Source organism: bacterium (assembly GCA_030697795.1).
Lineage (GTDB): Bacteria > Patescibacteriota > Minisyncoccia > JACQLN01 > JACQLN01 > JACQLN01.
The window spans coordinates 1-23,696 of sequence record JAUYOV010000004.1; the positions used below are offsets into that span (position 1 = coordinate 1).

25 protein-coding genes and 2 tRNA genes are annotated in these 23,696 nt (G+C 37.8%); 3 read left to right on the forward strand and 24 right to left on the reverse strand.

What is annotated here, in order from left to right:
* A partial coding sequence (locus Q8Q95_01085; GenBank protein ID MDP3764196.1) for a hypothetical protein occupies positions 1–563 on the forward strand: 563 nt, incomplete at its 5' end.
* Here the strand turns inward: Q8Q95_01085 and Q8Q95_01090 are convergent.
* From Q8Q95_01090 to rpsB, 5 genes are all read right to left on the reverse strand, one after another.
* A tRNA-Tyr gene (locus Q8Q95_01090) sits at positions 532–618 on the reverse strand. The genes Q8Q95_01085 and Q8Q95_01090 overlap by 32 nt on opposite strands.
* Positions 619–653: 35 nt before the next feature.
* Positions 654–726, reverse strand: a tRNA-Thr gene (locus tag Q8Q95_01095).
* A gap of 167 nt (positions 727–893) precedes the next feature.
* Complete coding sequence (locus Q8Q95_01100; GenBank protein MDP3764197.1) at positions 894–1,688, reverse strand: tetratricopeptide repeat protein; 795 nt, start codon at positions 1,686–1,688, stop codon at positions 894–896.
* Between the two features lie 64 nt (positions 1,689–1,752).
* Positions 1,753–2,202 (reverse strand): translation elongation factor Ts, encoded by a 450-nt coding sequence (tsf, locus tag Q8Q95_01105; GenBank protein ID MDP3764198.1) that lies wholly within the window; start codon positions 2,200–2,202, stop codon positions 1,753–1,755.
* A 68-nt stretch (positions 2,203–2,270) separates the two neighbouring features.
* On the reverse strand, positions 2,271–2,987 hold the full coding sequence (rpsB, locus tag Q8Q95_01110) for a 30S ribosomal protein S2 (GenBank protein ID MDP3764199.1): 717 nt from the start codon (positions 2,985–2,987) through the stop codon (positions 2,271–2,273).
* A gap of 30 nt (positions 2,988–3,017) precedes the next feature.
* On the opposite strand from rpsB, the gene rpmE reads away from it, so the two are divergent.
* Both rpmE and Q8Q95_01120 read left to right on the forward strand, forming a co-directional pair.
* A complete protein-coding gene (rpmE, locus tag Q8Q95_01115; protein ID MDP3764200.1) occupies positions 3,018–3,266 on the forward strand; it encodes a 50S ribosomal protein L31 in 249 nt (82 codons plus the stop codon).
* Between the two features lie 90 nt (positions 3,267–3,356).
* Entirely contained in the window at positions 3,357–4,103 is a 747-nt protein-coding gene (locus Q8Q95_01120) for a PCRF domain-containing protein (GenBank protein ID MDP3764201.1), read from the forward strand.
* Positions 4,104–4,182: 79 nt separating this feature from the next.
* Here Q8Q95_01120 and Q8Q95_01125 read toward each other — a convergent pair whose 3' ends face one another.
* From Q8Q95_01125 to Q8Q95_01215, 19 genes are all read right to left on the reverse strand, one after another.
* Complete coding sequence (locus tag Q8Q95_01125; protein ID MDP3764202.1) at positions 4,183–4,491, reverse strand: hypothetical protein; 309 nt, start codon at positions 4,489–4,491, stop codon at positions 4,183–4,185.
* Positions 4,492–5,082: 591 nt separating this feature from the next.
* Positions 5,083–5,217 carry a hypothetical protein gene (locus tag Q8Q95_01130; protein MDP3764203.1) on the reverse strand — a complete coding sequence of 45 codons (135 nt, stop codon included), beginning with the start codon at positions 5,215–5,217 and terminating at the stop codon, positions 5,083–5,085.
* A gap of 325 nt (positions 5,218–5,542) precedes the next feature.
* Positions 5,543–7,819: a translation elongation factor 4 gene (lepA, locus tag Q8Q95_01135; protein ID MDP3764204.1), complete on the reverse strand. Its 2,277-nt coding sequence runs from the start codon at positions 7,817–7,819 to the stop codon at positions 5,543–5,545.
* 61 nt (positions 7,820–7,880) lie between these two features.
* On the reverse strand, positions 7,881–9,500 hold the full coding sequence (gene murJ, locus Q8Q95_01140; GenBank protein MDP3764205.1) for a murein biosynthesis integral membrane protein MurJ: 1,620 nt from the start codon (positions 9,498–9,500) through the stop codon (positions 7,881–7,883).
* 91 nt (positions 9,501–9,591) lie between these two features.
* Positions 9,592–11,997, reverse strand: coding sequence for a DUF4012 domain-containing protein (locus Q8Q95_01145; GenBank protein MDP3764206.1), 2,406 nt, complete (start codon positions 11,995–11,997; stop codon positions 9,592–9,594).
* A gap of 839 nt (positions 11,998–12,836) precedes the next feature.
* Positions 12,837–13,283: a ribonuclease HI family protein gene (locus Q8Q95_01150; GenBank protein ID MDP3764207.1), complete on the reverse strand. Its 447-nt coding sequence runs from the start codon at positions 13,281–13,283 to the stop codon at positions 12,837–12,839.
* Positions 13,284–13,287: 4 nt separating this feature from the next.
* Positions 13,288–15,081: a single-stranded-DNA-specific exonuclease RecJ gene (gene recJ / locus Q8Q95_01155; GenBank protein MDP3764208.1), complete on the reverse strand. Its 1,794-nt coding sequence runs from the start codon at positions 15,079–15,081 to the stop codon at positions 13,288–13,290.
* Between the two features lie 7 nt (positions 15,082–15,088).
* A complete protein-coding gene (locus Q8Q95_01160; GenBank protein ID MDP3764209.1) occupies positions 15,089–16,270 on the reverse strand; it encodes a phosphoglycerate kinase in 1,182 nt (393 codons plus the stop codon).
* Between the two features lie 3 nt (positions 16,271–16,273).
* Positions 16,274–17,011, reverse strand: a complete 738-nt coding sequence (tpiA, locus tag Q8Q95_01165) for a triose-phosphate isomerase (GenBank protein ID MDP3764210.1) — start codon at positions 17,009–17,011, stop codon at positions 16,274–16,276.
* Positions 17,012–17,119: 108 nt separating this feature from the next.
* Positions 17,120–18,112 carry a galactose-1-phosphate uridylyltransferase gene (galT, locus tag Q8Q95_01170; GenBank protein MDP3764211.1) on the reverse strand — a complete coding sequence of 331 codons (993 nt, stop codon included), beginning with the start codon at positions 18,110–18,112 and terminating at the stop codon, positions 17,120–17,122.
* A gap of 117 nt (positions 18,113–18,229) precedes the next feature.
* Entirely contained in the window at positions 18,230–18,961 is a 732-nt protein-coding gene (locus Q8Q95_01175) for a glycosyltransferase family 2 protein (protein MDP3764212.1), read from the reverse strand.
* A gap of 115 nt (positions 18,962–19,076) precedes the next feature.
* The gene (locus Q8Q95_01180; protein MDP3764213.1) at positions 19,077–19,424 is read right to left on the reverse strand and encodes a hypothetical protein; all 348 of its coding nucleotides are present in this window, start codon (positions 19,422–19,424) and stop codon (positions 19,077–19,079) included.
* Between the two features lie 18 nt (positions 19,425–19,442).
* Positions 19,443–19,667, reverse strand: a complete 225-nt coding sequence (locus tag Q8Q95_01185) for a hypothetical protein (GenBank protein MDP3764214.1) — start codon at positions 19,665–19,667, stop codon at positions 19,443–19,445.
* A gap of 48 nt (positions 19,668–19,715) precedes the next feature.
* Positions 19,716–20,087, reverse strand: a complete 372-nt coding sequence (gene ruvX / locus Q8Q95_01190; protein ID MDP3764215.1) for a Holliday junction resolvase RuvX — start codon at positions 20,085–20,087, stop codon at positions 19,716–19,718.
* A gap of 102 nt (positions 20,088–20,189) precedes the next feature.
* Entirely contained in the window at positions 20,190–20,747 is a 558-nt protein-coding gene (locus tag Q8Q95_01195) for a metal-dependent hydrolase (GenBank protein ID MDP3764216.1), read from the reverse strand.
* A 9-nt stretch (positions 20,748–20,756) separates the two neighbouring features.
* Positions 20,757–21,563 (reverse strand): type I methionyl aminopeptidase, encoded by an 807-nt coding sequence (gene map / locus Q8Q95_01200; protein ID MDP3764217.1) that lies wholly within the window; start codon positions 21,561–21,563, stop codon positions 20,757–20,759.
* 62 nt (positions 21,564–21,625) lie between these two features.
* A complete protein-coding gene (locus Q8Q95_01205) occupies positions 21,626–22,192 on the reverse strand; it encodes a nucleoside monophosphate kinase (protein MDP3764218.1) in 567 nt (188 codons plus the stop codon).
* Positions 22,193–22,277: 85 nt separating this feature from the next.
* Positions 22,278–22,892 carry a hypothetical protein gene (locus Q8Q95_01210; protein MDP3764219.1) on the reverse strand — a complete coding sequence of 205 codons (615 nt, stop codon included), beginning with the start codon at positions 22,890–22,892 and terminating at the stop codon, positions 22,278–22,280.
* 169 nt (positions 22,893–23,061) lie between these two features.
* Complete coding sequence (locus Q8Q95_01215) at positions 23,062–23,616, reverse strand: hypothetical protein (protein MDP3764220.1); 555 nt, start codon at positions 23,614–23,616, stop codon at positions 23,062–23,064.
* Positions 23,617–23,696: the final 80 nt, after the last annotated feature.

Here is a 23,696-nt window from a genome sequence, read left to right on the forward strand (position 1 = left end):
CATCCTTAATTCAAAAAGTTTCTTTGCCCAAAGACTGGGCGGAGGAATTGAATCGTCTTGCTTTGCAAGACTACAAAAATTCCGCCCCGTCTTTGACTGCTTGTGTGAAAGAGAAGGAAACAAGATTATCGGTCATTTCACAAAAATTAGAGCGACTTCTTACTGGATATTTAGACCAAGTTATTGACCAAGTGGACTATACCTCACAAAAAACAAAATTGTTGTTGGAGAAGAAGTCGCTCCAAGAAGAAATGACCTCTCTTTCACACAAGCAGAATGATTGGCTCGCACCTTTCCAAAACTGGCTAAAAGACGCACAATCATTGGACAAAATTGCTTCTGATTCAGACCTTTTTGCGAAAAAGGTCTGTGCCAAAGAAATCTTTGGCTCGCACCTGCTTCTTGGCGAAAAAACAGTGCGCGCAAGCGCGCCAAAAATTCTGAATTCGTTGGGGGAATTCGGCGGGAATCCTTGGGACGCGCTTCGCGCGTCCCGCATTTCTGCTTCAAAAAAATCGTTGAGTTCTGTTCTGGTGCGGCGGGCAGGATTCGAACCTGCGTAGGCATAAAGCCGAGAGATTTACAGTCTCTTGTAATTGACCACTCTACCACCGCCGCGCATATTATCTAAAATTCGTTCACAACCATAACTGAGCCTGGAGCCGGGATTGAACCGGCGACCTCGTCATTACCAATGACGTGCTCTGCCAACTGAGCTATCCAGGCTCTTCTTCGCTCCGATCCACATCGGAGCTACGGAAGAGCGAGCAAAGGCGTTTAACCACTGCTAGCCCTTCCGAAGTTCCGAACTTGTGAGGAACGTAGGAGGGAGCTATCCAGGCACAACAAACCCCCATCTTGACATAGTATCAAAGCTCTGGAGACTTATCAAACTAAATTTTCTTCACCTTCAATTTTCTAGTTTTTTGTTTAGACATTCTAACCTCATGGATTGGCGCACTGGCCAAAACAGGTTTTGTTTCTTGTATAGGCTTATGTAAACCAGTGCCTTCTTTATGAACCACTCCACCCATCTCTAAAAGTTTAGTTACGATAATTTTATCTTTAGAACCCAATTTAACCGCTGTTTTAAAAGCTTGCCTTGCCTCAATCGGTTTATTATTTTCCAAATATAACCAGCCTAAGCGTTTATAAGCCGAAACATCTTTAGCATTATAAGAAAGCTGGCTAATAAGTTGTTCTTCTTGTTTTTCAAAAGCCGATAAAGGTTCTATTTTGGGCTCTGCCTTTTTAACACCAAAAGGGGGCTCTGATTTTCTTATGCTTATAATGCCTTCTGTATCGCCGATTGAAGTTAGTTGAACTTTAAAAGTTCTGTCTGCCAAAATATTAGATTCTTCTTTTGGAATCGTAGAGGCCACAGACGATTCTTGTATATTTGTTTTATGATGCTTGATTTCGTTAAGCAATCTAGAGAAAAAATTGTCTGTTTTTAAAGAAGTTATTTTAAGTTTATAAACTAATTTTGTAAATGCGCTTAAGGCCACCTGTTTTGATTTCAAAGAAAAAGAGTCCAAAGCTTTTTCATAAAAAGCTGGGCCAAAATCCACGTTAGCTGTAGCCTTATCCAGCTCCGAAATCTCTTTGGGTATTTTTTTATAAACCACTCGGCTCGCTAAGGTTATACCCGTAATTGCTAATAGTGAGGGAATCAATATAATAAACATGAAAGTAATTAGCTTCTTAGTTTTTTAGCTTCCTAGAAAGCTAATATCCTAAAAAGCTAGAAAGCTAGATCTGAAACCTAGAAAACCGGCTAATTTTAATATTTTCTCCAATCACAGCTATTTTAGAATGAAGATGGGCTGCCACAGTTAATTCTGGGTTTTTGATGAATTGAGAAGCCAGAAGTTCTTCGTTTGTTTGCGGATCCATCGCCATAATCTGCATAGCAATATCGTGAGCCAACTCTTTAAAAATTGGGTTTCGCGCCACAAAATCTGTCTCACACAAAACTTCCACCAAAACGCCGCTTTGGCCGTCGGTATGAATGTATGGTTCAACTAAACCTGCACTAGTGTTTCTAGCAGATTTTTTTTCCGCAATTTTTACGCCCTGTTCTTTTAAAAAGCCTTGAGCTTTATCCATATCGCCCCCAGCGCTTTCTAAGGCTCTTTTACAATCCATCATAGAGGCACCAGTAACATCGCGTAATTTTTTTACTTGAGAACTGTCTATCATGATAACTAGCTTTTTAGCTCTTAGCTTTTTAGGAAACTAGCAAGCTAACATCCTAGAAAGCTAACCAGCTACTTGGTTAAAATTTTTAGTTCCTGTTTTATTGTACCAAGTATCAAACCTAAAGACGACAGAGAGTCGTTATTAGCTGGTATGGGATAGTCTATTTTAGAAGGGTCGGCGCTGGTATCAACTATACCCACAACCTTGGCACCCATTTTTTTAGCCTCTAAAATTGCATCCTCTTCGGCATTAGCATCGGTAATAAATATTACTTGAGGTAGGGTTTGTAAATTTTTGATTCCGCCCATTTCTTTTTCCATTTTTACTAAATGGCGTTCAAAATTTAATCTTTCTTTCTTGGTATATCCACCTAAATCGTTATTTTTTATCTTTTCTTCTAAATCTCTAAAATACTTTAATCTTTCTTTAATAACTTTATAGTTGGTATATAAACCGCCAATCCATCTGCCCGAAACATAAGGCATATTTAATTCCTTAGCTATTTCGGTAATCATTTCTTTGGTTTGAATTCTAGCGCCTACAAACAAAATTGTCCCACCGCTTTTAACAGTTTCAATTAAAAATTTGATAGCTTCGTCAAGCTTTTCAGCTGTTTTAGTAACATCTATAATATGTAAGCTATTACGCACGCCAAAAACAAATGGAGCCATCTTAGGGTTCCATTTAGACTTCTTATGCCCAATATGAGCACCAGCCTGCATTAGTTCTTGAGCCGTAATCATTGTTAGCAAAACAACATTAACAAAAAGAACGTCTGTTGTCAAAACCCCGCCAATCTGCTACCCTATCTTAGTATGAAAACAGACATCCATCCTAAATACTTTACTACCGCCAAGGTAAAATGCGCTTGCGGTAGTACCTATACTGTAGGCTCAACCAAAGAACATATCGAGGTTGAAGTTTGCAATTCTTGCCATCCTTTTTATACCGGCAAAGAAAATTTAGTAGACTCGGCTGGTCGTGTTGAAAAGTTTAGAACCAGACTTTCTAAAAAAGCCATTGTTCCTGCTGTTAAAAAAGATCGAAAGACTAGCAAGAAATAACTACTCTCGCTAATATAACTAATCTAAACTAATATACGAATTAATTTCTATTAGCCATATTGGCATAGATTAGTATATTGGCGAATACTCATGGAATCCTCTTCCGTAATTATCGAAATCAGGCCGGGCGCCGGTGGCAACGAAGCTGCTATTTTTAGTGGCGAACTTTTTAAAATGTATAAAAATTATGCCGCTAAAAAAGGCTTAGCGCTAACCGTTTTGGATTCCTCTGTAACATCTATTGGTGGCATAAAAGATATTTCTTTTGAAATATCTGGCCAAGGAGCATATGATTTTTACAAACAAGAAGCTGGCGTACACCGTGTTCAGCGTGTTCCAAGAACAGAAAAAAGTGGCAGAGTTCACACCTCCACTGTTTCGGTAGCGGTGCTTAAAAAAGCCAGCGAAAAAGATGTACAAATTAATTCTGGCGATTTACGCATAGAATTTTTCCGTTCCTCTGGCCCTGGTGGCCAAAACGTAAACAAGCGTGAAACTGCAGTAAGGATAGTTCATATTCCAACCGGCACCGTGGTAACTGCTCAAACCGAGCGCGGCCAAGAAGCCAACAAACAGGCCGCGATGTCTATTTTAAGAAGCAAGGTTTTAGAAGAAAGAGAAAAAACCGAGGGTTTAAAAATGCAAAGCGAACGCAAAACCCAAATAGGTACGGCCGACAGATCGGAAAAAATTAGAACTTACAACTTTCCCCAAGATAGAATCACCGACCATAGAATTAAAAAAAGTTGGAGCCAAATAGCTAAAGTTCTAGACGGCAATATGGACCCGATTATAAAAGTTTTTGAAAAAGAAACTAATAGTTTAGAATCCCAATAAACTCATACATTTTTATTTTCCAAATATAAAAGCGCCCGATCTTTAGACCGTGACGCTTTGTTTTTGCGCGAACTTATACTTAGGCTCGGGCGGAAACCATTGTAGCTTCAGCTAGAAATAGATTTCGAGTTTCCGTAAGAATATGCAGGAAACCCTCAAAGCTAAACTCACCACCAGAATGCAATATGATCTGTTTTTCCGGATTTAGATCAAGAAAGCAATTGCCGTGATAAGCGCATTGGCATCCGACCGAAATAAGTACCTCGTGAACTGCTTTTTGCCAAAAAGGAAAAGCTAACTCTTCCAACTTTTCGGGCGCGCCCAAAAGAGTTACTTGGCCAGCTGATTCTAAGGCTTGGCGATATATAATTTCTTCTGAAGCTCTCAACTTTGTTCCTCCCCTTTTATATGATTAAAGAACTGCGACGCCAAAGAGCAAAGTGTAATATATTATTAAGTGTTTGTAAAGACTGCGTGTCTGGTGTTGATATTCAAAATAAAAAAATCCCCGACACCGTAGTGTCGGGGGGAGCAGTAAGGACGTTGTTTGTCCTTTGACTGCTCACTTTTGTTACTTAACAAAGAAAAGAGGCGGAGGTGCATAGCACCTATCCTAGTGCGGGCCGCGCGGTCCTGGCAACTAGGCTATAGCGCATCAGTGCAGCACCTCCGCCATTCTTTTTGGTACGATGACACTCGGCGAAGATCTGTGAGAAACCTATCTGTTTTGCTTCAATCTAAGCGATTTGCCGAGGCATTGTAATTGCGAGCCGAGCGGCAAATTCATCATAGACCGGAAAACAGTAGGGCTCGTAGCAGTCTTCACCTATCTAGCGTCTGCTAGATAAAAGCGCCTGCTCGGCATTTGTACCTCCCATTTCTTTCGTATGAAACAGGGGGGCGTTCGACAAGAGCATCTTATTTTTCGCCATCTTCGGATTTTCCGAAGTGCGTTAGACGCTCGGACCGTGGTGACGGCCTACACTAGGCGAGTGTGGCCGACGCCGGCGGTGTTGGCGGCGAGGTCGTTGGTGACCTGGCGGACCAGGGAGATGAGGGCGAATTTGGAATAGTAGTCCAGGCTGAACCCGAACAGCGCTCCGCGAATCTTCATGATTCACCTTCTTTCTTTGTTTTTGACGGTTTTTTATGCCGTCTGTGAAAGAGCTATGATCAGTTAGGGATCCTCGGGGAGGAAACCACTAACGATCAATGATGTTTCCAGTATAGCATACCCACAAACCCTGTCAAGTGCCAACACTAAAAATTCGTCAATATTATACAAAAAGCTAGTATTTAAGCCATTTTCTCCCCTTTTTCCGCATTTTCAAGCTCGAGCTTGAAAATGCGGAGATTGATAAACCTTAAAAACTTCTCCGAGGTCTGACTTTTGTTTTTATTCGTATATTAGTTTTAATTAGCTATATTAGCGAGAGTAATTATCTTTTTAGAAGTTCAAAAAACACAGAGTTTGGAATATCTACCCTGCCCCTTTCTTTCATTTTCTTTTTACCCTTTTTTTGCTTTTCTCTAAGCTTCATTTTGCGTGTAATATCACCTCCATACATATGGCTGGTTACATCCTTCTTTAAAGCCGCAATATTTTCGCGGGCAATTATTTTTCCACCAATAGCCGCTTGAAGCATTACTTCGAACCACTGTCTTGGTAAAAGTTCTTTTAAGCGTTCTACAATTCTTTTACCCTCTTCTTGCGACTCTCCACGCGGCACAATACGGCTTAAGGCATCCACAAGTTCACCGGCCACCAAAATATCTAGTTTGATTAAATCTCCTTTTTTTAATTCTAAAAATTCGTAACTTAACGAAGCATAACCCGAAGAAACACTTTTTAGTTTATCGTGAAAATCTACAATAATTTCGGCTAGTGGTATTTCGTAAAAAATTTCTACCCTGTCTTCCGAAATATATTCGGTATGTTTAGAAATACCTCGGCGATGAGCTAAAAGTTCTAAAATTCCTCCAATATATTTTGAAGGCGAAAGCACGGTTAACAAAACCCAAGGTTCACGGATTTCTAAATATCTGTCGGCTGTAGGTAAATCGGCAGCCGAGAAAATATTCTGAGTTGTCCCATCCTTTAATATTATTTCGTAACTTACCGAAGGCGTAGTTGTTATTAAAGATAAATTATATTCACGCTCTAGCCTTTCCAAAACTATTTCCATATGAAGCGATCCCAAAAATCCACATCTAAAACCTCGGCCCAAAACTTCTTGTGAATCTAATTCAAAAGTTAAAGCCGCATCCGAAAGTTTAAGTTTTAATAAAGCATCTTTTAAGTTAGCAAATTCTGCACCATCCTTTGGAAACAAACTAGCAAAAACAACTGGCGACGGTTCTTGATATCCTGGCATGGCCAAGGACGCGGATTGACGCTGATCTATGCGTTGATCTGCGATTGTAATCATCGTATCTCCCACTCTTATAAGAGATGGATCTTTTAAGCCTGTCGCCATAAAACCTATTTCTCCTTCTTTAATTTCTTTTTGAACCGAAAGCTGGGGTTTGAAATACCCCACTTCCATAATTTCCGCTTCTTTGTTTTGAGCTATTAATTTTATTTTCTGCCCCGCCTTAAAACTTCCGTTAAAAACACGCACATATGCCAAAACTCCTTTATAAGAATCATAAGTGGAATCAAAAATGAGCGCGCGAGATATCTCGGGCGAATCTTCGGAAGGACCGCCCTTCCCGGAAGGGCGGTCCTTCTTCTCCGGTGACGGAATCCTTTCTATAACAGCATCTAAAAGCTTATCTACGTTAGTGCCGTCTTTCGCCGATATTTTAAAGATTTCCACATCTTGGCCTAAAAGATTTTTTAATTCTGCTTCTATTTCTTCGGGCCGAGCATTGGGCAAATCTATTTTATTTACCGCAGTGATTATAATTTTGTTTTGTTTTTGAGCTTGGTGCAGATGCGCCAAAGTCTGCGCTTGAATACCCTTAGTACCATCAACCAGTAAAATAACGCCTTCTACTGCAGCAAGCGAGCGAGAAACTTCATAAGAAAAATCCACGTGCCCCGGCGTGTCTATCAGATTTAAGATAAACGCTGATTTACGCTGATCTAAATGCGGATTATCGCGGATAGAATCAAAAACAATCCGATCTATATAAAGTTCCTTGCCTCCAAAATTAACTAATAGAGCCAAGCGATATTGAGAACCTTTAAGATATTGCCAAATTTGTTGTCTTTCTAATTTACCAATAAACGGCAATGCTTTTGTCTCTATTATTATTTTATTTTCTATAACAAAGTCAGGTCTGTATACACCTACTTTTTTATTTTCGTAGAGAATATCAATTATTTTCTCCTTTTCAAAGGATAAACCAATCTTAGTAAATTCCTCAACTAATGCTGATTGATAAACACTTTCTTTAAAAGCATGACCGAGTTTATTATAAACATTAAAAATTACTCCTCTTATTTTATAAGTAAGATCTTCATAAATTAATCCGCGTTTATCGGCGTCATCATCTGCGTTTATCCGCGATTCATAGAGCATGCGGACAGGTTGCATTTTAATGGTTATCCCTCTTTCTCTTTCCAAATCCATCATATCTAAATACTGTGAATGCATTTGGCGCGCCTCTACAGTTTTAGTTAATTCTAAAAGCCTGTCGGCTAGCGTAGACTTACCATGGTCTATGTGGGCTATTATTGAAAAATTTCTAATATTTTGAGTTGTACTCATTTTGAAAATTGCCTGCCCTGCGAAGCTTTAGCGAAGTAGGGAGAATTGAAAATTGAAAATTTCAGCTCTGGTGTGTTTCTTCGTCTAGATTGGGCAAAATAATTTTTTTGCTAGATTTAATTTTTTCAACAATAAACTTATACTCCTCTATGCCGGAAAAACCCAAAATTAAAACGTACGCTATTAAACCCGCTAAGCCTGCTAAGCCTGCTTGAATAATTAAATGCAAAACTTTATGCGTATCTATAAATCTATCTATAAAATAAAGCGTGTAGTGGCTAGCCAAAGCCGCCGCCACAGCGCCGAATATAAAAATAGAAACTGGACGCACCAGCACTCTCAAAGAAATATCTTTTATTTTTTTAGTTAAAATAAAAAACAAAACCACCGTATTAAATATAGTAGCCACGCTCATAGCCAAAGCCAGAGCCGAAACATCCATAACTGGCCCTAAAAATAAGGCTAGAGCCACACTTATTAAAACGCCAAATAACAAAACCCAAAAAGTTGTTTTAGCATCTTCCAAAGCAAAAAATGCCCTAAGCACAATAGCGAGGATTCCCTGAAAAACTAAACCTATTAAAAATAAACCCAGAGTTTCTATGGTTAAAACAGTATCTACCCAATCAAACTTGCCATAACCTAAAGTTAAGCGGACTATTTGAGCGCGCAAAACAAAAAATAAAGCGGCTAAAGGCATTATTATAAACAAAAGCTGGCGCAATGTTCTTATAAAAATAGCCGAAAATTCTTTAAATCTTTTTTTAGATATTTCGCTAGAAAAAACTGGAAAAACCGCCACGCCAAGTGGCACTGCTACCACACCTAAAATTAAGCCATTTAAATCGTTAGCAAAGTTAAATATAGAAACTCGCCCCGAACCTAAAAATGAAGCCACACCGGCTAATATAACTAAATTGAGCTGGGCTAAAATTAAACTTAAAGAACGTGGAATAATTATATGAAAAATATCTTTTATAGAGTTTTCTTTAAAAGAAAAGGCTGGCTGGTAATTAAAGCCACTATGCTTAGCCGCCGGATACTGCACCAACATATGCAACACCGCGCCTAAAACCACGCCCCAAGCTAAACCAATTGGCCCAAATTTTTGAGCAAAAAATAAAATGCCAATTATTATGCCGATGTTATAAAAAATTGGGGCAAGAGCATAAGCTAAAAATCTGTGAGTGGATTGCAGTATACCCGAAAACACAACCGAAACACCCAAAAACATTGGTTGCAAAAACATTACTCGGCTTAATTTTATAGCCAAATTTAATTTTTCGCCTTCAAAACCCGGCGCAATTAATTTTAAAATCCACGGCGCCGCTAAAAAAAACAAAGCGCCAAAAACAGCAAAAATTAAAAGTGTAATACTTAAAATATCGCTCGCCAGTTTCCAAGCGCGCTTTGAATTTTCATTTTTAATTTTTATAAACACCGGCACAAAACCCGCGGTAAAAGCTCCAAAAAATAAAAGATTGAAAAAGAAATCGGGTAGTCTAAAAGCTAAAAAGTAAGCATCCAAAACATCGCCCGCGCCAAAATAATAGGCTAGCAGGGCGTTTCTGGCAAAGCCTAGCAAACGGCTCAAAAGACCAGCTAAAGCCAGTATGCTGGCCGCCACCAAAACTCCCTTAGTTTTTTGGCCTAAAAAGCCGTTAAATCCGTTTAAAGTCATATTTTGTATGAGTATTTAGATATTAACATAAATAGAGATTACAAATAAAAAACACCAATAAAGTCATTTGTTTGGTATTTTTATTAAAACCTTATTTTTTAAACAAAAACGATGAGATTAAATTTAAATCTTGCGAAAGATTGCCTTGGTATTCGCCCATGTTTTCGCTGACAAAACCGTTAGGTTCAAGCGAGGTTATTTTTACACCTTCTTGTGGGGTAATTATATATCGAAAAGGCGTATTTTCTTTTTGGCTTGGTCGAATAATTTTTAAAGCATAACTGTTTGCGCCTTCGGCGCGCGAAATTTTTACAGCAGAAATATATTCTAAACTGATTGTTTTCCTTTCATTTCTTTTTAATTGAAGCCAGCCGCCAATAATTCCGCTATCGCCTTCGTCAAAAATATCTATATTGCCAATTTTAGAAGCTGTAAACAAACCAATTCTTTTATCCGAAGAAAAACCTTGAGTAGCATAACTAAATTCTGGAATTTTTTCTTTGGCCGAAAATCCTTCGGCTTTTAAAACTTGGAAACCCTTGGGCAAATAAACCTTTAAATAATTTAAAGATTCATCCCCTATATTTTGACGAACCATTAAATTAAGCCTGGCCATAACCGAACCGTCTTGAAATATTTGGGCGCGATATTCAGACAATTCTAAATTCAAAGACCCGCCCTTTAGGCTAGCCCAGGAAACCCCTAACGAGTCTTTTCCAATAGTATCACCTGTTTTAGTTGACCAGCCTGAACCTTCCACAAATTTTTCTAAAACTGGATCTTTAAAATAAAATTGAACTTCGTGAGAACTTAAACCTTCGTTTAAAATACTAGCTAAAAATGCCCAGCGGCCAGCCGGCTTGCGGCCCAAGGCGTCATAAAAACCATAAAACCAGCTAGGCAAAGAAGTATCTAGGGTTAAACTTTCTTTAAAACTTAAGTCTTTTAAAAAATTTTCATTTACCGCGATTACACCATCGATTCTTTTACCCGATGTATTTTCAAAAAAATTTGTAACTGTTTTAGCTGACTCCCTAAAGTCCATAAACCAAAAAGATTGTGAGGGCAGCCAAGAAGTACTGGTTATCTTGATTGGGTCGGGCGGCACCACTTTTAAACTGAAGGCGGCGTCTAGTTCGGAAAATTTACCCGACGATACTGTCTCTAAACCTTCTTTGGTGGTACTAACAACAACATAATTTTTGGGCTCGCCCCCACCCGGCCAAGAACGCTCAGAATTTAAAACTACTATTAAATAATTTTTATCTGGTAATAAAACCTGGTTCCAAAAAGACATTATAGAAGTGTAATTAGAAAATTCTACACTTAACCTAACTAAACTTTTGTTGTTAGCGCTTAGCGTGTTTAAAGCATTCTTAACTTTGGCCAAACTTTCTATTTCTATTATAGAAAAAACGTTACCGATAGGCTTATTTTTAAAAATATTAAACCATGAAAAGTTTGCATTCTTTTGTAAAAAATTCTCAATATTATCGTTTAACTCTCGGCCTAGACCCGCTTCTTTGATTTGGGAATTGAAATCTGTCAGTTGGGGAAATATTTCGCTTTCTTTAGAATTAACCAACGTAAAACTAGAGGTACTTAATAATTTTGAGTTAACCCCGCCTAAAGCGGTTTTTACAAAATCTCCACCACCTGAAGCAAAACTAGAAACAGAAAATTGCCCAGAAACAAAAAGATAAACCAGCGCCATTGGAACCAAAAATACCGATGTATATCCTATAGCAGATTTTAAATTAAAACTACTGTCTTTTTTAGGTAATTCCGATTTTAAGGCTTGAGTATTAAAATTGCGCCTGTTTTTATTTTCGTAATATCTTTTAAGATCCGAAACTCTAGAGGGCGCGGTTAAACTAACTTGGAACCAATCACTTTCGGCTCTATAACGTTCGGCTAATTCTTTTTTAATAACAGGCTCACCGCTTTCGGCGGCGGTTTTTTCGCCAAAATTTTTATAAAAATTTTGTCTAGGAGCAATGTGAATTTTTAAATTGCCCTTGTCATCTATATCTTCATCTAGTAACGAGGCACTAACCAACTGCATCGGCATTGCACGCGAAGTGGCAGATAATTCGTTTATCCTTTTGGCAAGTTCCTCATCTTTGGCATAAATACTTTCTATCTCTGCTAAAAGCTCTTGGCGGACATCTTCTCTTGTTTTGGCTTCATGTTTTATAAACTGTTGAGGCACAACAAAATTATTGACCACGCCAAAACTAACCCTTTCTGGCATAAAAATAGCCTGACTTAAAGAATCTATGTAGCCTGCTTGAACCGTATTATTATTTTCTGGCAAAACACCATCTAATAAGTTAAATTCCGGAACTTCATCCTGAAATTCAATATCTTCTTCGTAATTTTTTTCCCAAACTTTAGCCGATAATTTTTTAACTTTAAAACGGCCCGACTTAGCTGGTTTAACCGATCGGCGTGGAGGAATTTTATTAGGGTCTATAAAAACAAAATCCGAGCTCATTTAGTAAGGAAAATAAAAGAAATACGTCTTAAGTTTATCAGTAACGCCTTAATAAAAACAATACCCAGCTTGCCTAGAAAGCTGGGTATTGTTATGCCACGTTTTGCGTGGGTCAAGAAAGCCGTAAGCCGAATTCTGTTCCAATTTTGTTTGAGCAATAGCGAAATTACAAAATTGAGAACCCTGCGAAGCCCGTTAGGGCGAAGTAGGGTAGTCCGCCTTTGCTAAAGCTACGGCGGATCTCAATTTTTTATCTGTTCGCTACGCTCACAGAAAAAATTGGAGATAATCATCTGTCTGGGATTGTTATTGCTAACAACCTCTGGCGACTCTTCCTTAATAATTTAGATTACTAAGGACACGGTCTTGCACCAAGTGGGGTTTACAACTACCTAGTATTGCTACTAAATAGAATCGCGTTTGACGCGACACTTTTCACCTTTAGACTCAATTTGCATTGAGCTTAGTATAGTCTCTGTTGCATAGGCTCACGGAATCAGCTGTCATCAATGAACCTATATCCAATAAAGGACACTTTCCCTGGGCTTGAACCTAATTTTCATTAGATCTGCTCCCGGTTGCATTTCGCAACCACTTGTTTTGCCAATTTAATCTGAGTTTACGAAGCTATTAAATTGAGCACCCTGCGAAGCTTGTTAGAGCGAAGTAGGGCTCCACCGTCGCTAAAGCTATGGTGGATGCTCAACTTTATATTTATTCGCTAAGCTCATAAATAAAGTTGGCAGGTGTTCGGACTTTCCTCCCCTCGATTACTCTCGGGGCGATTATCTCACTTTCTTGACAATAGACATGATAATATTAAAAAAGATAAAAGTCAATTATAACAAGCTAGCGTTTTTCCCCTTACCATCTAAGGCCTCGTTAACCAATTCATCGGCGCGTTTGTTCTGTTCGCGGGGAATAGATTTAAAAGATAGTTTTCCGAAATCAAACTTTAAATTCCAAACTTTCATAAAAAGCGCTTGCATTCTTTCTTCGTTAACTTTATATTCCCCACCTAATTGCAAAGCAATAAGCTGACTATCCATTCTAAATTCTATATTTAAGTTTTTTGTGCCGTTTTTACCAAAAAGCTGTTTTAGTTTTTTAAGCGCGAAAATCACAGCTTCATATTCTGCTTCGTTATTGGTAGAGTCATCCAGAACCTGATTATATTCTTTTATTCTTTTACCAGATTCGTCACAAACCACCACACCCACCGCCGATGGGCCGGGGTTACCCCTAGAACCTCCATCTGTATAAACAATTACTTTATTAGATTTCATAAAATTAATTCTGCTTGTTGTAATCAATAAGCTTTAATTGTATCTCTTTATTACCGTTCCATTCGTTAATATCCAACTCATAAACAATATCTAAAGTGTCGCCGATTTTAAAATCTTCAGCAAGCCCAGCTGTGTCGCGTTTGACGCGATGATTAAAAAATAAAACTGGAAATTCTTTACTTGTTTTTTTATCATGGGCGAAAATTTTCAAATGCTCGGAATTCTTCCCTAAGAAAACAAGTTTTTTGACTTCAATATTCTTACTTAAAAATTTTGGCTTAAAATTATTCATGCCAAACGGTTCAAACTTTTTAAGTGAATCCATCAAACCCCAATCAATTTCGCCCAAGTTTATTTCTGCGCTAATTTTTAATTTTTTCTGCAATAACTCTGAAGTTAAAACATTTTTAGCGTATTTATTTAAACCCAATTTTATTTTTTCTGCATTAGAAACTTCAAAAGTGCAACCACCGGCCGCAGGATGCCCGCCATACTGTATAAATAAATCTTTAACCGAACCTAAAGCGTCTATTAAATTAAATCCCTCTATACTACGAAGTGATCCCTTGGCTTTAGTCTCGTCAACACTTTGATAAAGAATTACCGGCCGTTGATAGCGTTCAGCAATTTTAGAAGCCACCAAACCCAAAAGGTTGACCGACCAATCGGCCGAACCTTCCATAATAAAACTGGGTAATTCTGGATAAGCGTCTATCCGCGAACGGACATCTTTTAAAACTTTCTCTACTATCTGCTGGCGCCTACGGTTATTATCGTTGAGCGATAAAACCAATTCATTTATTTTAGATTCGTCGCTACTAGTTAAAAGTTCGTAGGCTAAATTAGCGTGAGCCATACGGCTGGCCGCGTTAAGGCGCGGGCCTAAAGTAAAACCTAAAGTAAAGCTATCTAAATTAGTAGTAAGGGTTTCTAAGTTATATTTAGCCTCAACTCCGGCTGACTCCATTAATTTTCTTAGGCCAATTCTTTTGGTTTGAGCCAGAACAATTAAACCATATTTGACCATAACCCTATTTTCATCTAAAAGCGACACCATATCGGCCACTGTAGCCATAGCCACTAAATCTAAAAGCCATTTTTCTTTACCCTCCGAAGCTTTATGCGTAGGAGGGCTACCTTGAGTTGACATCAAAGCACAATAGAGCTTGAACACTAAACCCGCCCCACACAAACCCTTAAACGGATATGTATCGCTTTCTTGATAAGGATTTACAAAAGCCACTGTTGCTGGGTTTCCTGCCACGGTTTGATGGTGATCTACCACAATCACATCCACACCTTTCTCTTTCGCCCACTCTATTTCTTTAATATTGGTGGTACCGCAATCTAAAGTTATTATAAGCTTAGCCCCATTTGAAATTATTGATTCTAAAGCAGTTTGATTAACCCCGTGCCCTTCTTTTTGCCGATCGGGCATATACACCTCTACTGGATAATTTATGCCTTTAAAATATTCGCCTAAAACCGTGGCTGAACAGACGCCATCTACATCGTAATCAGCGTAGATAACTATTTTTTCCTTGCCCTGCGAAGCCTTGTGCGAAGCAGGGTTACCATTTATTGCCCGCCTGATTCTCTCACAAGCCTTATCCATATCTTTAAGCAAAAAAGGATCATGCAAACCGCCATCATATTTTGGATTAAAAAAACTTTCTATTTTTTCTAGCGTATTCAAACCGCGCTCAAACAGCATTTGACTGACCATAGCCGGATACTCCGAAAACTTAGCTAAAAAATCAGGCCTGGCCTGATCACTAAAAATCCATTTATATTTCATACCAATTTTATTTATTCTGTGATTCTAACACTTTTATACCCGGCAGTTCATCCCCCGCCAAAAATTCTAACATTGCCCCACCGCCAGTAGAAACATACGTCATTTTTTCAATTAAGTTTTGTTCAGCCAAAAAACCAATTAAATCTCCCCCGCCTATTATTTTTTCGCCTTGGTTTTCGGCTACGGCTTTAGCTATTTCCAACGAACCCTTTCTAAAATCGGACAGTTCAATATAGCCTACCGGACCGTTCCAAACAATCATTTTAGCTGTTTTAATTATTTCTTTAAAAGAAAAAATTGTTTCTGGCCCAATATCAACCACAAATTCTTCGGGTTTAACATCTTTTATCTTTCTTACAGCTACATTCTTAGCTCTGGCTAAAGATTCTGTAACACAAACATCTGCTGGTAAAAATAAATTATTGGAAACAGAACTAATTCTTTTGGCTTCGGTTAATAACTTTTCTTCTACTAAAGATTTGCCCACGCTTAAACCTTTAGCGTTAAGGATAGTGTTAGCTAAAATACCGCCAAGCAAAATTGCTTCGGATTTATTTAAAAATTCCTTAATCAATTTTAACTTTGTATCGGCTTTAGCTCCGCCCATTATAAAAACCAAAGGCTGGCGCGGTTTAGCTCGAACCAGACCCAACATAGAAACTTCTTTCTCTAAAAGAAAACCGGCGTAAGATTTTAAAAATTTAGGCAGCCCCACCATAGAAGCATGGGCGCGATGGGAATCCGCAAAGGCATCGTTAACAAAAATATCGCCGTAACTTGCCAATTTTTTAGAAAAATTTTCCTCGTTAGCTTCTTCTTCGGGATGAAACCTTAAATTTTCCAACAACAAAACCTCGCCTGCTTTAAGGCGCGATATTTTATTTTCCGTTTCTTGGCCAATAACATCTGTACTAAAAAATATTTTGTCCTTAGACCAAAGCTCTTTTAACCTGCAAAAAACTGGGTATAAGCTAAAATGCATGTCTCGTCCTTGGGGTCGGCCCAAGTGGGCAATCAATATTATTTTAGCTCCAGCGTCCGAAAGATAATTTAGGGTCGGCAAAATCGCGCGAATTCGCCAATCCGCCCCCACTGCGACTTCGCCGTCAACAACAGGCACATTAATGTCGGCTCTTAAAATAACTTTTTTTCCATTTAGATCGGTTATTTTTTTTAAACTAGGCAACATTGGTTATGATTTTTTTATTATTTCATAAAATTCACTACTTTTTAAAGAAGTTCCTCCCACCAAAGCACCGTCAATATATGGTTCACTTAAAAACTTACTTGCATTTTCGGCATTAACAGAACCGCCATATAAAAATTTTATCTTTTTAGAATCTTCGCCAAATATCTTAAAGGCCACGTGCTTGAGTTCGCCTATTATTTGATTTGAGCGCGCTGGGTTATCGGGCTTAGCGTTGGGTGTGGTACTTATAGCCCACACGGGCTCGTAAGCTACAATTAATTTTTCTAAGTTTGATTTGTCGGCGCCTGTAATACTTTTTTTAAAACTTTTTATAACTTCATCCAAGCGATCATCTTTCTGAAGTTCACCCACCGCAACTATTACATTAAAATCGGCTGCTAAAGCTGCTTTCATTTTTCTGTTAATGTCTTCGTCGGTTTCACCAAAAATTAAACGGCGCTCGGAATGACCCACCAAAACCCATGCCACTCCAACGCCTTTTAGCATGGGCAAAGAAACCTCGCCGGTATAAGCCCCTCTTTTTTCCCAAAAAACATCTTGGGCGCCCCATTTAAAGTGCTTAAAACGTTTTACCAATTCTTCTAAAAAAATAAATGGCGGCAAAAGAACAACCCTTTCAAATTCCTCCACTTTCATTGAATGCACCAAACCAGCAGCCAAAGTGATGGCTTCGTTTAAAGTGGTTGGATTTAATTTCCAATTACCTACGATTAGCTTCATATATTAATAAATATATCATCCCGAGTAGCATCATGGAGAAGACTATTTATATAAATAAAGAGGCTCCATGTCGTCTGCGAGGGGTGATATATTTACGCCAATAAACACTTAAATTTTTATACTTCTCAAATACTCGGCCACTTCGTCGGGATCAGTATTTATAACTTCACCACCCGTACCTAATTCAAAACCGCCCCAAACACCTACTCTGGGGTTTATTTCTAAATGCCAATGGTAAAAACTGTAATCGTGTTCGGCATCGGTGGGCGGAGTATGTATAAAAAAGTTATACGAGGGATTATTTAAACCATGAAAAATTTTGGCTAAAGAAACTTTTAAAGCTTCGGCCAAATCTTTTAATTCTAAAGTATTTGCTTCTTCAAAAAAAACTTGATGTTTTTTAGGAAAAATTCTTATTTCGTAAGAAAATCTTGGCACGTAAGGCACTAGAACCACAAAATTATCGTTTTCGAATATTACTCTTTTCTGTTCTTTAAGCTCCCATTCTATAATATCGCAATGGACACAGCGTTTTCTTTCTATTTTATATATAGCCGAACCCGATAAACTTCGGCTAATATCCGATGGTATAAAAGGTATGGCCAATATTTGAGAATGCGGGTGCGACACCGAGGCGCCAGCCTCACGGCCGTGATTATGTATTATTAAAATATAATTAGCGCATTCTTTATTTTTAAGATTATTGTATCTATCGTGATAAGCCGAAACAATTTGCCAAACATTTTCGTTATCTAATTCCGCTATACTTTTTTTATGATCTTTAAAAATTACAACTTCGTGATACCCCGCCGAATCTTTTATTAAATATGGGCCATATCTTTTTTCTGAATTACAAGCCTCGCCTTTTATTATGGGGAACTTATTATTAACAACTTTTATGCCAGAAGAGTAATTTTTTATAATTTCGTTGCCGTGAGCTTTGGGGTCTTCGAAGGGACAAAGATTAATTAGGGTTTCTTCGTGGAAATTTTTGTTCAACCCAAAAAAATCCGGCCTTTTGGATCTGCCAGAAGAAATTATTATCCAATCGCGACTGACCGGATCTTGGCGAAGTTCTGAAGTTTCTTTTTTATTCTCCATTTTTGACTAAATAGAACAGAATCGTTTCGAGCGATTTCAAGGAGGTTCAATTTATTTATAAAGAGGGAGGATGTAAGTGCTCCTCCTTGCAGGAGCGAGAAATGATTCTGCGACCACTTAATTATATTTTCCCCTCCACAAATTTAATCTTACTTTTATAGTATCACGTAACACGCCTAAATAACCTGATAACTTTACATGGCTCTCGGCATCGTTTTCCCAATAAATAGGAATGATGCTAATTTTATACTTGAATTTTCTAGCCAGAGCCAACACCTCTACATCAAAACCCCAACGATTTATGGTTGCCTTAGAAAATATTTTATTAGCAGCTTCAGCCGAAAAACCCTTAAAGCCATTCTGCGTATCCCAGATGCCAAAAACAGCCACCACCTGAATAAAAATATTGCCCATATTGCCCAGCAAACGCTTAAAGGCTGGTTGCGGTATGGCTTGCGTAGCCCCGATGGCATCTTTATAATCACGCGAGCCAATAACAACATGGAAGCCCTCTTTGAATTTGGAAATCATTTTTTCTAGATGCTTGATATCTGTAGAATTATCGGCATCGGTAAAAACCCTGTACTCACCCTTGGCTTCTAGCATGCCTTGCTTAACCACAAAACCTTTGCCGTGGTTTTGCTTATTACTGATTACTTTTAACTGGGGCCAATCTTTGGCCAATTTTTGAGCTACCTCGGCCGTGGTATCTTTGGCGCCATCTACCACAACCAAAACTTCATATGTATAATCTTGAGCAGATAAATATTCCTTGACTCTTTGGAGGGTTTTAGCGATTCTTTTTTCTTCGTTATAAGAGGGAATTATTATAGATATATATGGATCCATATTGTTTTGATTCAATTATAGCAAATCCCGTTAGAAACAGCCCGCCCGTGGCGGGCGCGATTTCTAACGGGACATAAAAAAACGGCTCCGTTTTTTGTACGGAGCCATAACACCACTATTCGATCTTACCCAATTCGAGCTTAAGCTCTTGCGTCAACTCAGCTAGCTCATCTTCATGTTCGCTTGGCTTTTCTGTTTGTTGTACTAACAAACTTAATTGGATCTCTTCACGGACATCTTCTGCTATGCATGCTTTCATTTCTTCTTCTTGTTTATCTGAAAGAGGCATTGTACCAACAACCAAAGTGAACTTAGCCGGGTTTGTAAAAACAATAGAGCACTTTGTACATATGTAAAGTGGCGACTTGTTGAAAGTGTCATCAGTTATAAGATCTTGTGAATGACCTATAGATTCATAATCTCTATTGCCACAAACCGCACACTTAAAAGAAACTTTATCCATTTTTGCCTCCTTTTTGATTTAGTTAGCCATAGTTAACATTTTTTGCAACGAAATTTCTCCTGTGTAGTAATCCTTATACTTTACGTAGTCTGTGATAAAAATATAAGCCAAGGAAAAAATAGATCCAAAATGTAAAGAAAGCCAGCTTACTAATCCGTTTTGAAATTGGTGAAAGAACCAAAACGAGGTAAGACCCCAAATCAAAATCCCAACACAAGCATGCTGCCTATCGGAAAGTTGCATAAATAACCTCCTTTTTAAAGGTACAAAGCTTGAACTAAAATACCAGAATTACGCTATGCGGTCAAGATAGGTCTGTAAAATAAGCGCGGCGGACGATTCGTCTATTTTTGTAGAATTTTCCGCAGCCATTTTAGAAGAAAATATTTCGTTAATAGTTTCCACCGAAACATCGGTGCGGGCTTCTAGATCTTCGGAAAATTCAATAATTTTTTGGGCAAACTCATTTACTTCGCCGTTAAAACTTACAGGAATTCCGACAATTATTTTTTCTACAGCTTCCGTATTAACAATATCGGCGAGTTCGTTTAAAACGCCTTCGCTATTTAAAATAGTTTTTAAAGGTGTCGCTATTTTTAATAAACTATCCCCCTTGGCTAAACCTATTCTTTTTTCACCATAATCAATTCCTAAATAAATCATAAACTAAATACAATCGCATCATTCCGAGCAGCATTATGGAGAAGACTAAATTATAAATAAAGAGGCTCCATATCGTCTGCGAGGAGTGATGCGATTGGAAAATTATATAAAATATATCAAAACCACCAGTGCCAACACAAGAACAATAAATTCAAAAATAGCTATAGGATGAAGTTTAAGATAATATTTTCTAAACCAATGATCATGGCCATATCTACTGACAACATTTCTAAGTTCGTTAGGCGACCATGAGACCATAAAACTATGACCGAATAAACTGCCGTTGATGTCGGAAAAAAACTTATAAGCTCTGTTAGAAAACGGCCACCACCATTTTATGCCCCAACCCATGCCAACACTATCATGCAAAAAATGGGCTAATAAATTAAGGCCGATAATAAAAGCCCAAAATTGACCAAAGAAATAATAAACTGCCCAAACCAAAGGAGTAAAAGTTAAAGGAAAATGGGTTAGTTCGCGATGATGACCTTGAACTCTGCCACCAATCCTGCCCCTTTTGGCGAGTTCAACAAAAACATCTAAATCGGGAATTAGGTTAGCCAACACGCTCATGATCGTCAACTTCAACGACAAATCAATCTCATAAATATGAGAGGCTAAAATAGAAATCAATATTCCAATTCCAATATCAAAAGGCATTACGGGGCATTACGACTTTGTTAAAACTTCCGCACCTTTTTTTGTAACAACAACTGTGTGTTCAAAATGCGCAGCTAAACTTTTGTCTTTTGTCTGATAAACAAAACCATCTAAGCCTAATTCTACCGCAGATTTACCAATTGTTACCATTGGTTCAATTGCTAGAACCATGCCTTCTTTTAACAGTGGTTCATCGCCTTTACTGCCATAGTTAGGCAAAAACGGATCTTCCTGTAAATTTTTGCCTACACCATGCCCTGTTAAATCTTTTACCACCGAAAACTTGGCCGCTTCCACATGGCGTTGCATTTCCCAAGCGATATCACCCCAATAAATATTGGGCTTTATCATACTAATAGCTAAATCCAGAGCGCCTTCGGTTACCAATATAAGTTGTGTAGCTTTTTCAGAAATTTCACCCATGCCAAAAGTTACAGCGCTATCGGTATGATAACCGTTATAAAAAACTCCTAAGTCTAAACTAATAATATCTCCATTTTTTAAAACCCTATCATCGGGTACGCCATGCACAACTTCATAATTTAAAGAAGCGCATAAAGCAGACGGATAGGCTTTTTTAGCGCCAGCAGGTTTGTAACCCTTAAAAGAAGATTTAGCTCCATAACCCAAAATAAGCTTCTCGGCCAAATTATCCAAATAACCTAAACTAACACCTTCTTTTACTTCTAAAGAAAGCTCTTGTAAAACACGCGCCAGGATTTTTCCTCCTTGGCGCATGATTTCTATTTCTTCTGGTGTTTTGATTTGTATCATGGTAATGGTAAAAAATTTAAAAAACATTGTCCCGAGCAGCATTATGGAGAAGACTATTTTATAAAATAAAGAGGCTCTATATCGTCTGCGAGGGATAATGTTTTTTATAACCCCAGTACCTGTTTAATTCGCAAATGAATTTCCTCTATACTACCCATACCATCAACCTTAATCAACCTATTCGATTTTTCGTAATATTCTATAGCTGGCATTGCATCGGTATTAAACCATTCCAAACGATGACGAATTGATTCTTCGGTATCATCTTTGCGTCCGCGTTTTAAAAGCCTTGTTACTGCTTCGTCTTCTGTAATATCTATTAAAACAACTTTAATATCTACTCTACCCAACCAACTTAAAACTTCGTCTATTTCTTTGGCTTCATCTAAACGACGAGGTGAGCCGTCAAAAATTATATTTTCTCCATCTTTTAATTTATAAACTAGTTCCTTCTGCCATAAAAAAGCGGCAATCCACTCTGGGGGCAGACCACCAGAATCCACAACTTCTTTAACTTTTTTACCAGCTAAAGTCTCTTCTTTTTCTAATAAACGAAAAAGATCGCCGGCGTAAATATAAAGACAGGGTTCTATAAGCTTTTTTAAAAGCTTAACCTGCGTGCCCTTACCCGACCCCGATCTGCCTAAAACGATTATGGTTTTACTAGACATAATAGATCTATAATAGCACAGCAAGATATCTTAAGAAAAAGCTCCCTTAATGGGAGCTTTTATAACTTTGAGGACTTGAAATCAGTCAGTCATCACAGGGTGTAGAACGCCTATAATCTTCGAATCTACTTCCTGTAAAAAAATACTGCATCGCAAGTTCTTTTAAAACACTTCTATCGCCTTCACAAAAAAGAACAAAGTACTCTGCTATTTTTTCCACTTCTTCTTTTTTCCTTGGGCAAGACATTCCTCCATCTAATAAATCAAAAAGACGGCCGCGAAGTAAACTGTAACTATCAAGACTTTCTACCAATCTCATTTCATGGAAATCTTCGCTATGTTTTCCATGCCTATCCCAAAAAATACAACTAGCCTGCTTGAGAGCTTCGACTATACTTTCAAGATCTTCAACTTTTACTTCTGGAAATAAAAACGCATAATTTCCAAAAATATCTGCTATTGATACTCCCAAGAGTCTTATTACTTCCTTGGGCAAAGAAATATCTTTATATGATTTGTTTGATTCTTCTGCACTCGTAACTCCGTACTCCCTCAACCAGTGTCCCAAGTGAGCTGTATAATATATTGGGTCATTGCCCAACTTAACTTTTTCAAACCCAACATACATCTCAATGACCTGCGGTGGCTTTTCCAAAGAAAGAAGAGATTCTCTCTTCTTTGATTCTACAGCCTTTTTCATACAAAACCCCTTTCTTTTTTTAAAAAATGAATGATTTAAAGAACGACAAGAGTATACTATAAATAAATATAAATATCAAATACGTGCGCATAGAACAGACAGATCAACTACTTGTCCACTTTTCAGGCGATCACATTAAAAATGGACAACTTACTATTATTCTAATTTTCTAATTTAAACCAAATCTACTGCGTAAAAAATTGTCATTGGTTATACTTTTGGTAACAATATAATGAACATACTTACCTACTCCAAAAACTTCAGCGATAAAATCAACTTCGTTTTGGCAATTGTATGGATAAATCCAAACACTTTTCTGGAAAGGTATTAAACCCAAATTTTTCATTTTTTCTCCCAAAGCATTGCGAGCCGATTTTTTATTTTCTGGAATATCAAAAACGACAATATGCCAATCGCCATCCCATTTTTTAGCTTTTTTTATAACCAGGCTATCAAACCTATATTCTAAAATCTTTTTCTTGCCTTGTTCGGTAAGAATAATTTTGACTTTATCATCACCCTCCTCTAAAAATTCTAAAACCTTGGTTTGACGTAACCGCCATAACACCTTTGAAACTTTCCTGGAACTAACACCTTTAACCTTAATATTATAATTAAAACCTCTACCCGATCTAGTGGTCTTGACCATTGGAATGTAAAACGGATCAAAAAAATATTTGCCAAATATGGTTTTGAGAATAATTTTGGTGATTGTATAAGCCATTGTCCACTTTTAATGCTATCACATTTTTTATGGACAATTAAGTTTATCTTTTAATACTTCGTATATATAGATTGTAACGA